This is a genomic window from uncultured Boseongicola sp. (genome assembly GCF_937988555.1).
Taxonomy (GTDB): Bacteria; Pseudomonadota; Alphaproteobacteria; order Rhodobacterales; family Rhodobacteraceae; genus Boseongicola.
Window position 1 is genome coordinate 1 of record NZ_CALJXO010000063.1, and the last position, 10,929, is coordinate 10,929.

At 57.5% G+C, this 10,929-nt stretch carries 10 protein-coding genes and 1 pseudogene; 3 read left to right on the forward strand and 8 right to left on the reverse strand.

Going from position 1 to position 10,929, the window contains the following annotated elements:
* From Q1B15_RS03765 to Q1B15_RS03775, 3 genes are all read left to right on the forward strand, one after another.
* Window positions 1-525 (forward strand): zinc-binding dehydrogenase (locus tag Q1B15_RS03765; RefSeq protein ID WP_299750362.1); only part of this gene is annotated, 525 nt, incomplete at its 5' end.
* Between the two features lie 609 nt (window positions 526-1,134).
* Window positions 1,135-2,664, forward strand: coding sequence for an AAA family ATPase (locus tag Q1B15_RS03770; protein ID WP_299750365.1), 1,530 nt, complete (start codon window positions 1,135-1,137; stop codon window positions 2,662-2,664).
* Complete coding sequence (locus Q1B15_RS03775) at window positions 2,661-3,392, forward strand: SDR family oxidoreductase (RefSeq protein ID WP_299750367.1); 732 nt, start codon at window positions 2,661-2,663, stop codon at window positions 3,390-3,392. The genes Q1B15_RS03770 and Q1B15_RS03775 overlap by 4 nt, the downstream gene beginning before the upstream one ends.
* A gap of 32 nt (window positions 3,393-3,424) precedes the next feature.
* On the opposite strand, the gene Q1B15_RS03780 is transcribed toward Q1B15_RS03775, so the two are convergent.
* From Q1B15_RS03780 to Q1B15_RS03815, 8 genes and pseudogenes are all read right to left on the reverse strand, one after another.
* Window positions 3,425-4,174: a TIGR02186 family protein gene (locus tag Q1B15_RS03780; RefSeq protein ID WP_299750369.1), complete on the reverse strand. Its 750-nt coding sequence runs from the start codon at window positions 4,172-4,174 to the stop codon at window positions 3,425-3,427.
* Window positions 4,174-5,088, reverse strand: coding sequence for a sulfite exporter TauE/SafE family protein (locus Q1B15_RS03785; RefSeq protein ID WP_299750372.1), 915 nt, complete (start codon window positions 5,086-5,088; stop codon window positions 4,174-4,176). The genes Q1B15_RS03780 and Q1B15_RS03785 overlap by 1 nt, the downstream gene beginning before the upstream one ends.
* Before the next feature lie 101 nt (window positions 5,089-5,189).
* Entirely contained in the window at window positions 5,190-6,167 is a 978-nt protein-coding gene (locus Q1B15_RS03790; protein WP_299750375.1) for an ABC transporter permease, read from the reverse strand.
* Between the two features lie 6 nt (window positions 6,168-6,173).
* Window positions 6,174-7,301 carry an ABC transporter permease gene (locus tag Q1B15_RS03795; protein WP_299750378.1) on the reverse strand — a complete coding sequence of 376 codons (1,128 nt, stop codon included), beginning with the start codon at window positions 7,299-7,301 and terminating at the stop codon, window positions 6,174-6,176.
* A 4-nt stretch (window positions 7,302-7,305) separates the two neighbouring features.
* Window positions 7,306-8,934 carry an ABC transporter ATP-binding protein gene (locus tag Q1B15_RS03800; RefSeq protein ID WP_299750381.1) on the reverse strand — a complete coding sequence of 543 codons (1,629 nt, stop codon included), beginning with the start codon at window positions 8,932-8,934 and terminating at the stop codon, window positions 7,306-7,308.
* Window positions 8,934-9,929, reverse strand: coding sequence for a BMP family ABC transporter substrate-binding protein (locus Q1B15_RS03805; RefSeq protein WP_299750383.1), 996 nt, complete (start codon window positions 9,927-9,929; stop codon window positions 8,934-8,936). Before Q1B15_RS03805 ends, Q1B15_RS03800 begins: the two co-directional genes overlap by 1 nt.
* Window positions 9,930-10,104: 175 nt before the next feature.
* Window positions 10,105-10,524, reverse strand: a complete 420-nt coding sequence (locus Q1B15_RS03810) for a GNAT family N-acetyltransferase (RefSeq protein WP_299750386.1) — start codon at window positions 10,522-10,524, stop codon at window positions 10,105-10,107.
* Window positions 10,521-10,929 (reverse strand): annotated as a pseudogene (locus Q1B15_RS03815) (hypothetical protein); the annotation flags it as partial. The pseudogene Q1B15_RS03815 and the gene Q1B15_RS03810, both read right to left, overlap by 4 nt.

Below are 10,929 nucleotides of genomic sequence, written 5' to 3' on the forward strand. Positions count from 1 at the left end.
CGCGGCGTCATCAACCGCAAAGACTTCGATTGCTGGGGTGAGTTGCCTAAGGTTGGTACACCCGAGTACAACGCGTGGTTCAAGGCGGCGCGCAAGTTCGGCGCTGCTATTTGGGAGACGACCGGCAAAGGCAACAACGTCGATATGGTGTTCGAACATCCCGGCGAAGCTACGTTCCCGGTATCCACATTCGTGGTTAAGAAGGGCGGAATGGTTGTGATCTGCGCCGGGACATCCGGGTTCAATTGCACCTTTGACGTTCGCTATATGTGGATGCATCAAAAGCGTCTTCAGGGCAGCCACTTTGCCCACCTGAAGCAGGCAAGTGCTGCCAACAAGCTGATGGTCGAGCGGCGCCTGGATCCTTGCATGTCGGAGGTCTTTACTTGGGCGGATTTGCCCGCAGCGCACATGAAGATGCTGCGCAACGAACACAAGCCCGGCAACATGGCCGTTCTCGTCCAATCCCCGCGTACGGGATTGCGAACATTGGAAGACACTTTGGACACCGACGTTTCCATATAAGAAGCAGGCTGTATTAGTGCTGCATGACTCTTTGAAAAAGAGAGTCGAAGATGGCGAACGAATGGAGAATAGATGTCTTAGCGGATCTGGTGACCTTTGCGGAAAAGAACAATCTGCCGGCCCTTGATCCTGGCGAAATAGGGGGCACAGATAGATCCAGGCGCGAACCACGGCATGTCGATTCACTCGGCGGGACAGGGTATTGGACATGTTGGACTCCTATATCGAGCAACTGCAGAAGGTCGAAACGCTTGAGGAGTTGAACGATGAGGGTGTCGCTCTGCGCGACACAGTCGACTTGGAACATGTTGTCTAGCATTCGGTTAAGTCCACCGGCGAACAATGCGCCGCTTTGACCAATTCGACCGAGGGGGTTCAGCACGATCTCGACAGGGTCTGCGCACGCTCCGAACCGCTCGTGCAGGCTTGCTTTCAGCGCTTTCCCCCAATTGCTTGGAAACCGAGACCAGGCCGCCCCACCTTCGTCACCGAAGAAATGTGCGGCCATTGGCACGACCGCAACTTTGGCGCTCCAACTTCGATGTCAAAGGCGGCGATTTCGGCCCGATCACGCTGGTGCAGACATGGGCGGGACGCTAGGGTCCGCCCATGTCCGTGCCGCTCATTCAATTCTCCGAAGATCAGGCCGAAGCGTTCGATCGCGTCGCTGAAGTTTTGCGCTCGGCGGGTGTCGATATCGAAGAAAGCACGACGACGCCGCGTGCCGATGGCGGCGACAACGCCCTTGCGATTATCGGCAAGGCGGGATCGGGCAAAACCATGCTGCTTGCGCGTCTTGCCGAAGCGATTTCGGAAGCGGGCGTCCACACAGTGTCGGGCGATTACGAAAGCCGGCGTCGCAAAGACCGGCGCACAATCGCCATCCTTGCCCCGACCAACAAAGCCGCCAGCGTTCTTCGCAATCGCGGCGTCGCGGCGACAACGATCCACCGTATTCTCTACACACCGCTTTACGATCCTGAGTACGAAAAAATCGCTGAATGGTTGGTGGGCAACGCCGATCGCCCCGACGTCGAAGGCCTGACCGATCTGGCTCTTGATCGCGCGATGGCGTTCTACCAGCAAGTCCGTTCGGTGCCCGGCGCACTTGCGACGGCTGGTCTTAAAGGGTCCGACTTCATCTTGGGATGGACGCGCCGCGAAGACCCACTCGACATTGGATTTGTCGACGAGTCTTCAATGCTCGACAAACGCCAATTCGAGGATCTAAAGGAAATTTTCCCCACCTTGGTGCTGTTTGGGGACCCCGCGCAGCTTGCGCCGGTGAACCAGTCCGGCTCGATGGTTTTTCAAGACTTGCCCGAACCTCGTAAAATGACGCTTAGCCGCATTCACCGTCAGGACAAAGATAACCCAATCCTTGATCTCGCCCATGCGCTAGCTGACGAGACCCTCACCTTCGAGGCCTTCGAGCGCCAAATCGAAGAGGCTGCCGCGTCGGATGACCGCGTGGTTGTGGCCGAGCGCGTTGATGCCGATATGATGGCGCGATCGCCGGTTCTGGTCTGGCGAAACGCAACCCGCATCCGCCTGATCCACGCTTTCCGAGCAGCCTTCGAGGCGCCGGCCGAAGGCCTCCTTCCCGGCGAACCCCTTGTCTGTGATGGCATTGAACTTCCCCTGAAACACCGAAAAAAACGCCTCGATCTTGAGGCGCGCGGTCTGATTAAAGGCGCGCAGGTCATCTACCTCGGCCCCGGCAAACGCGCAGGGTTTTCGCGCCTGCACGTGATTGGTGCGCCTGAACCGCAGGTCTCTGCCGCGTCGATCGTCAAGATCGAAATACCGGGCGAGGAAGAACCCTCAATCCCGTTTGCTGCGAACATGGGGGCGGCGTTCCTGCACGGCGCGGCCGTCACCATCCACAAAGCGCAGGGCTCGCAATGGCCCGACGTGCAGGTCTTTGCGCCCGACCTCTACGCCGCCAGCCGCGCCGGTCGCATTGAAGCCGGTATTCCCCTTTGGAAACGTCTCGCTTACGTTGCGATCACCCGTGCTGAAACGCGTCTGCTTTGGATCACGCGCTACCGGCTTGGGCGTCCGACGCATCCGCTGACCACCGCCGACCTCAGCCAACCCGCCGCCCCATTTGAACTTTCATCCGAGGAGATAGCATGACAAAATCCATCCTGATCACCGGAGCATCCTCCGGCATTGGCTACGCAACTGCGCTTGAATTTCTGAACGCAGGCTGGACCGTGGGCCTTCTAGCCCGCCGTGGCGATGTCCTCGAGGACATGGCAAATACCTTCGACACGGCCGTGCCCCTGCCCGCCGACGTGACGAACGAAGCAGACGTGGACGCCGCCGTTGCAGCCTTCGTCGAGAAAACTGGACGACTGGATGCGATGTTCAACAACGCCGGCATCTCGGGGCCCCAGGCGACCATAGACGAAGTCTCGTTGGAACAGTTCCAAAACGTTGTCGACGTCAACCTGACAGGTATGTTTCTGGCCGCGCGCGCCGCGTTTCGCCAGATGCGCGCGCAATCTCCACAAGGCGGGCGGATCATCAACAACGGCTCAATCTCGGCCCATACGCCCAGGCCGCAAATGGTTTGCTACACGACAACGAAGCACGCAATCACCGGGATGACACGACAGATCAGCCTTGATGGCCGCCCTTTCGATATCGCCTGTGGTCAGATCGACATCGGCAATGCTGGCACGGCAATGGTTACGGAAATGAACGATATCCTGGTCGCCCGTGGGGATGAGCCAAACCCTGTCATGGATGTGAAAGATGCCGCGCGCGCGGTCCTCCACATGGCCGAGCTGCCGCTTGAAACCAACGTGCAGTTTATGACGATCATCGCAACGAAAATGCCCTATATAGGGCGGGGCTAGGCCGCACGTTCCAGCGCGCTCGTCGCTCGGTCCTAGAGGCGAATGTAACGGAAAACGGCCGACGCGGCCCATCCTGCGAAAATGGCAATCGCCAATGACATCAGACCGTAAATCAGCGGCTGCTGGCGCGACAGGTTGAACAAAAACTGCTCCATGCCGACCTTGCTCACATCAATACTGGTCTCGTGCACGTCCAGAACCTCGCCACCCCGCGTCAGGTAAAACCGCGCGGTGTAATCCCCTTCGGTCAGGTTCGCGGGCAGCTTGATCGATGTCTTGAAAAGCGTCTCTTCGCTTATCTCTACTGAGCCAAAGGCGTTCAAATAGGCGTTCTGCGATTCCTTTATACGGATCAGCGCCTCGATGAAGTCCGCGCCATCTTCGCGCTCTAGCCCGACGGCACGAATGGCGCGGTCAATCGAAACCCGATGACGCAAATCTTCGATATCAAGGATAACGTCGTCCCAAGGGGCCGACGTGGCAACAGCGTAATAGGATGGCGCTTCATCGACTTCGACAGCCGCGTTGTTCACCCAGATGCCAAACCGCTTATCCTTGCGCCGTATGGTGATCGGCGCGGTCGGACCCTCAACCGTAACAATGACCTGAAGCGGCGGACCATCTGGAAGCGGGGCTGCCCGTTTAACTGCCCCAAAGATCAAAATCTCCGAACCGTCAAAATTCGTGGTGATCTGCACAGAATCCTGGCTTAGACCCGCAACCACTTCTTCGCCCTGAGCCGGCAAAGCCAGCAGCAAAAGAAGGCATAAAAGGCGGAACATCAGTGCCCCCCCGCCTTGCCAAGCGAGTAAAGCTCGGACGGCATGACCAGCAAATCAAAGGCCAGCTTACCGCAGACCAAAAGCACCATACCCGCCAGCAGGATGCGCAATTGCTCCGCCGGAAGCTTCGCGCCGATCCGTGTGCCAATTTGCGCGCCAATCACACCGCCAACCAAAAGCAGCACCGCAAGAACCACATCCACGGTGAAGTTCGTCGTCGCGTGCAAAAGCGTGGTGAAACCGGTCACAAAGATAATCTGGAAAAGCGAGGTTCCTATAACAACCTTTGTTGGCATACCAAGCAGGTAAATCATCGCCGGAACCATGATGAAGCCACCGCCGACGCCCATGATTGCCGCGAGAATACCGACAAATAGGCCGACAATAACCGGTGGGATGACCGAGATATAAAGACCCGACGTGCGGAACTTTATCTTAAAGGGCAGGTTGTGGATCCAGTTGTGCCGCTTGCGGGCAGGGGGCTTGCCACTGCGCGTCTTGATGATCGCGTTCAGGCTTTCGAGAAACATCAATCCACCGATGATGCCCAGGAAAACAACGTAACAAAGCTTAACAAGAAGATCGACCTGGCCCATGGCCTTCAGCGTATTGAACAGCTGAACACCAAGTGCCGCGCCCACAAGACCGCCAATCAGCAGCACTGTCCCCATCCGGAGGTCGACGGATTTTCGCCTCAGATGAGCAAGCACGCCCGAAAACGACGACGCGACGATCTGGTTGGCTTCGGTTGCTACGGCGACAGCAGGCGGAATGCCGATGAAGAACAACAGCGGGGTCATCAAAAAACCGCCGCCGACACCGAACATACCCGAAAGTACGCCCACCATTCCGCCAAGTCCTAAAAGGAGAAAGGCGTTGACCGAGACCTCGGCAATGGGAAGGTAGATTTGCATAACTTTCTTTACGCCTGCCTTGGACCACTTTTCAACGCCCAAATCGGAGAACCTGATAAGGCCAGCTCCGATAATTTGGAACGATTGGCCGTCAGGCCGTCTTAACGTTCCTTAACGTAGGGCTCGCCACCGGCACGCGGGGGAATTGCTTTGCCCACAAATCCGGCCAGAATGACCACGGTCAGGATGTAAGGAAGCGCATCCAGAAGTTGTCCGGGGATGTCTATCTGCACCAACCGCTCAACCGCATCCGGGCGCAGAGCAAGGGCTTGCAGGAAACCAAACAGAAGACAGGCCCAAAGCGCATACCAAGGCCGCCACTTCGCAAAAATCAACGCCGCCAACGCGATAAAGCCGCGTCCCGAGGACATGTCTTTTACGAAACCCGCCTGGAGAGCAGTTGCCAGATAGGCGCCCGCCATCCCGCAAAGGATGCCACAGATCGCAACAGCTGCATATCTCAGACCCACAACAGAAACACCTGCCGTGTCAACGGCCGCCGGGTTTTCACCCACAGCGCGAAGACGCAGACCGAAACGGGTGCGAAACAAAATGTACCATGTCAGCGGAACCATCAGGAAACCGACATAGACTAGGATGGAATGCCCCGAAATCAGCTCGGAATAGACCAAGCCAAGGGCGCCTGCGTCCTCCATCTGATCCGCATAGGGCAGGGTGATCGAGGTAAACCGTGCGTTGGGTCCAAAGTCGGAAAGCGAGGGTGTGCGGCCTCCCTGCTTGAACCAGGCCTGCGCGATGAGAACGGTCAAACCCGCCGCCAAAAAGTTAATCGCCACGCCCGAAATAAGCTGATTGCCCCGAAACGTGATCGAGGCAAGCCCGTGGATAATCGACAACGCCAAAGACGCCCCGATCCCCGCCAATAGCCCGATCCAGACGTTGCCGGTCAAAGCCGCGATAGCCGCCGAGAAAAACGCAGCCGCCAGCATCTTGCCTTCAAGACCAATGTCGAAAATGCCAGCACGTTCGGAAAAGAGACCTGCAAGACAGGCAAACAACAGCGGGATCGCAAAGCGTACTGCTGTGTCAGAAATTTGGAGGAAAGTCAGGAAATCCATATCCGCTTACTCCGCCGGCTTTGGCGAAGTGGTCGCCGGTTCAGGTTGCTTGCGTCTAAACAACAAGAACAACTTCTCAAGCGGCATCCGCACCATGTTGTCTAGCGCGCCTGTGAACAGGATTACCAAGGCCTGAATAACCACGATCAATTCTCGCGGCACGTTGGTCCAAAGACTCAACTCCGCGCCACCCTGATAGAGAAACCCAAACAAAAGAGCAGCCAAAAGCACGCCAAGCGGATGCGATCGACCCATCAAGGCCACCGCAATCCCGATAAACCCGGCCCCTTCGACCGAGTTTAAAACCAGTCGCTCGGCCTCGCCCATCACCGTGTTGATCGCCATCATGCCGGACAATCCGCCCGAAATTAACATCGCAATCATGATGATCCGCGTCGGCGAAATACCGGCATACAATGCGGCAGGTTCGCTGTGTCCGTAAGCTCGGATTGCGTACCCTAAGCGCGTGCGCCAGATCAAAAGCCAGACGGCGAAACACGAAACCAAAGCGAAGAAGAATGTCACATTGGCAGGGGCGCCGCGGAACGCGGGTTTCTCGCCAAAGCTGAACATGTCCTGAAACGTCGGCAGGTGCGTACTCGCCGCAAACTTAGCTGTCGCCGGGTCCATAGCGCCGGGAGGCTTCAGAACCTCAACCAGCAGATAGACAAGCAAAGATCCCGCAATAAAGTTGAACATGATCGTCGTGATTACGATGTGGCTGCCGCGCTTGGCCTGCAGATACGCCGGGATTGCAGCCCATGCCGCACCGAACAATGCCCCGCCAATCAAGGCAACCGGAAGGGCCACACTCCAGTGAGGGAACGGGATAAATAGACAAACAAGTGCCACCCCGACACCACCAAGCATCGCCTGGCCCTCGCCGCCAATATTGAACATTCGCGCGTGAAAGGCGACCGACACCGCAAGACCGGTGAAGATGAAATTCGTTGTATAATAAAGGGTATAGCCCCAGCCATACGACGAGCCCAACGCGCCCGTGACCATCGTATTCAGTGCGGCCATCGGGTCTTCCCCAATGGCAACGATCACGCCGGCCGAGATCAGAAACGCAATCGCAATAGAGATCAGCGGAATCAGGAGGGCATCCGCCCACTTTGGCATCACGTCCATCGATCTACCTTCCCTGTCCGGGGTTGCCGACGCGCATCGCGCCGGCAGGAGACTGCGCCAAAGGCGACGTCCCGGTATCCGTCACGCCTGCCATCAAAAGTCCAAGCTCGCGCTCGTCGGTCTGGCCCGCAATCCGTTCACCCATGATCTGACCGTCGAACATCACGATGATCCGGTCGGCCAGCGACATGATCTCATCAAGCTCAACCGACACCAGCAAAATTGCTTTGCCGCGATCGCGCAAAGCGACAAGCTGCTGGTGAATGAATTCGATCGCACCAATATCGACACCGCGCGTTGGCTGCCCGACAAGCAGCAACTCAGGGTTGCGTTCAATTTCGCGCGCCAGCACAATCTTCTGCTGGTTCCCGCCCGAGAAATTCTTCGCCGTCAGAGAAGGTATAGGCGGGCGCACGTCAAAACGCTCCATCTTGCCCACCGTGTCCTTACGGATCGCGCGGTTATCCATAAGCCAGCGGTTTTTCTGATATTCAGGCGCGTTGTGATAGCCAAATGCGACGTTTTCCCAAGCATGGAAATCAAGGATCAATCCCTCGCGCTGGCGATCCTCCGGCACATGAGCAATTCCCTTTTCGCGCCGCGATTGTCCATCCGACTTGCGCCCCGTCAGGTCAATCGGCTCACCGTTGAGATGCACCTTCCCCTTGGCACGCCGATAGCCGCCAAGGACTTCCAAAAGCTCGGACTGTCCATTGCCTGCGACGCCTGCAATACCGACAATCTCGCCGCCGCAGACGCTAAGCGAAACGCCCTTTAGCCGCTCAACGCCGCTGTCGTCCTTCACGCGCAGGTTCTCGACTTCCAAGACCTTTGCATAGGGCGTCGCTGGCAATTTTACAACGTTTAACAATACCTTACGACCGACCATCAGTTCGGCCAGTTCCTCGGGCGATGTATTTCTCGTCTTAACCGTCGCCGTCATTTCACCGCGTCGCATCACGCTGACCGTATCGGTCACATTCATGATCTCGCGCAGCTTGTGTGTGATCAGGATGATCGTCTTACCTTCGTCCTTCAGACCCTTCAGGATCCGGAACAAATGGTCGGCCTCAGACGGTGTCAAAACCCCGGTGGGCTCGTCCAAAATCAAAATCTCAGCCTTGCGGTAAAGCGCCTTCAGGATCTCAACACGCTGCTGCATGCCAACCCCAATATCCTCGATCTTCTTATCGGGATCGACGTTCAATTCGTATTCGGCGGCCAGTTCCGTCAAAAGCTTCCGCGCCTTCGACAAGGACGGCATCAATCGCGCGCCTTCTTCCGCGCCAAGAACCACGTTCTCCAGCACGGTAAAATTCTCAACCAGCTTGAAATGCTGGAACACCATCCCGATGCCAGCACCAATCGCGGCCTGACTGTCAGGGATTGTCGTTTCTTTTCCGTTTATGAAAATCTGACCCGAGTCAGCTTTGTAAAACCCATAAAGGATCGACATCAATGTGGACTTGCCCGCACCGTTTTCGCCAATGATCCCGTGGATTGTTCCGGGCATCACCCGGATCGCAATATCTTTATTGGCCTGCACAGGCCCAAAGGCTTTCGAGATACCTTTGAGTTCAATGGCAGGGGCGGCCACGCTGGCCGCCCCCCCGTTTGATGTCGTTTCCGACATCAGAATTCAAGCGCCGGGCAGCTGTCGTCCGACATGTAGTCGTGAACCATCATTTCGCCCGAAACGATCTTATCGGCAGCGGCGTAAACTTGAGCCAGCATGTCGTAAGACACGATTGCTTCGTTGTTCTCGTCCAAAGCGACGCCCACGCCGTAATTCGCAAGACCCATCACGTTGAAGCCGGTCTCAAGGTCAGTCCCTTGGGTCAGTGCATCGTAAACCGCAACGTCCACGCGCTTCAGCATCGATGTCAGAACCGATCCCGGGTGCAGATAGTTCTGGTTGCTGTCGACACCGATTGAGAAGATGCCCTCATCGGCTGCGACCTGAAGAACACCAACGCCGGTACCACCAGCGGCTGCGTACACGATGTCAGCGCCCTGGCTGATCTGTGCTTTCGTCAGTTCGCCGCCCTTAACCGGGTCGTTCCAAGCCGCAGGCGTGGTGCCCGTCATGTTCGCCACGACGTTCGCATCGGGGTTCGCCGCCAAAACGCCCTGGGCATAGCCGCAGGCGAATTTGCGGATCAGCGGAATGTCCATGCCGCCGATGAAGCCGACAGTGTTCGTCTCGGTTTTCAGACCAGCCATCATGCCAACAAGAAACGAGCCTTCATGCTCGTTAAAGACCACCGAACGTACGTTTGGTTGATCAACGACCATATCGATGATCGCAAACTTCGTGTCCGGATAGTCAGGTGCGACTTCGCCCAGAACCGAACCAAAGGCAAAGCCAGTCATGATGACAGGGTTCGCACCAGCTTCTGCGAAACGACGAAGCGCCTGCTCGCGCTGTGCTTCCGACGTCAGTTCGATCTCGCGGAACGAGTCGCCTGTTTCTGCAGCCCAGCGCTGCGCGCCTGCGAAAGCTGCTTCGTTAAAGGATTTGTCGAACTTGCCGCCAAGGTCGAAAATAAGTGCAGGCTCGGCTGCTGCAGTGCCGGCGGACAACGCTAAGACGGCGCTTGCGCCAAGAAGTCTCTGCATAACGGTCATAAGGTATCTCCCAAGTTAGTCGTTTTATAAACGCCAAAGGCGGGCAAACCGCCCTTCACGTCCGAATTCGTCTGATCATTGTCAGATCATTTCCGATTAAGGCCGCAGACGCTTGGGAGGGTCAATAGGAGTCTTGGGGGTTCCTATGCGACCAGCCCCCCGAAATGACGCAAAGTCATGCGGGTAGAAGCGTTTTGCTCATCACAGCGGCATCAATCGCATCACCGTCAGGAATGACATAGTAGCCACGTCGCACGCGGTCCTCGGCGTATCCTGCCGATGCATACAAGGCGCGCGCGGCCGCATTGGTTGCGGCCACTTCCAGAAAGGCGCGCGCCGCACCTTTTTGGACCGCTTGAGCTTCAAACGCTGCAAGGCAGGCGCGCGCGTGCCCACGGCGCCGTGCCTCCGGGTCCACGGCAAGCGTCAAAAGTTCTGCCTCATCAACGATGACCCGTCCCAGGGCGAAACCCGCCCCACTTAGCGCAAGCACAGATCCAGGATCCGACAGGAAGCCTTTGAAGGTCTCTGCAGACCAGGGGCGCGGCACGAGCATCGCACGGGCGTGGATGCGGGCAAGGCCGTCGGGCGTCATGGCAAAATGACAGGCTGCGGATCCGAGGCTGGTGCTGCATCCGCTGCGCGGACGTAGAGCGGGGCAGGAGCAGCGATATCGCCTCCACGGCTCAGTTTTTCCAGAGCAATGCGGGCGATGATTTCGGGCGCGCGCGGCCAGTCGATTTCTGATGTGTTGAACGGGTAGGGACCGGGGACGCCATCACCGAAGCCCAGCGACAGGTGCTCGGCGTAAGGGCCCAGGAATTCAGATCCAGGCGGCGGCGCGGGAAAGTCCAGGTCACTCCAAAGATGATCGCCGCCAAGGACACGCGGGTTTCCCACCGGATGCCCGCCCGAAAAAGATTGAACGTAAAATGTGTCACGTGGACCGCCCAATGTGACAATTTGCTGACGAGGGCCGGGACGAGACGCCGGGCCGCGC

Bases quoted from the DNA above. Each gene is read 5' to 3' on its own strand.
- Q1B15_RS03770 (WP_299750365.1), top strand. From the start codon at position 1,135: ATGTCCGTGCCGCTCATTCAATTCTCCGAAGATCAGGCCGAAGCGTTC.
- Q1B15_RS03775 (WP_299750367.1), top strand. From the start codon at position 2,661: ATGACAAAATCCATCCTGATCACCGGAGCATCCTCCGGCATTGGCTAC.
- Q1B15_RS03780 (WP_299750369.1), bottom strand. From the start codon at position 4,174: ATGTTCCGCCTTTTATGCCTTCTTTTGCTGCTGGCTTTGCCGGCTCAG.
- Q1B15_RS03785 (WP_299750372.1), bottom strand. From the start codon at position 5,088: ATGCAAATCTACCTTCCCATTGCCGAGGTCTCGGTCAACGCCTTTCTC.
- Q1B15_RS03790 (WP_299750375.1), bottom strand. From the start codon at position 6,167: ATGGATTTCCTGACTTTCCTCCAAATTTCTGACACAGCAGTACGCTTT.
- Q1B15_RS03795 (WP_299750378.1), bottom strand. From the start codon at position 7,301: ATGGACGTGATGCCAAAGTGGGCGGATGCCCTCCTGATTCCGCTGATC.
- Q1B15_RS03800 (WP_299750381.1), bottom strand. From the start codon at position 8,934: ATGTCGGAAACGACATCAAACGGGGGGGCGGCCAGCGTGGCCGCCCCT.
- Q1B15_RS03805 (WP_299750383.1), bottom strand. From the start codon at position 9,929: ATGACCGTTATGCAGAGACTTCTTGGCGCAAGCGCCGTCTTAGCGTTG.
- Q1B15_RS03810 (WP_299750386.1), bottom strand. From the start codon at position 10,524: ATGACGCCCGACGGCCTTGCCCGCATCCACGCCCGTGCGATGCTCGTG.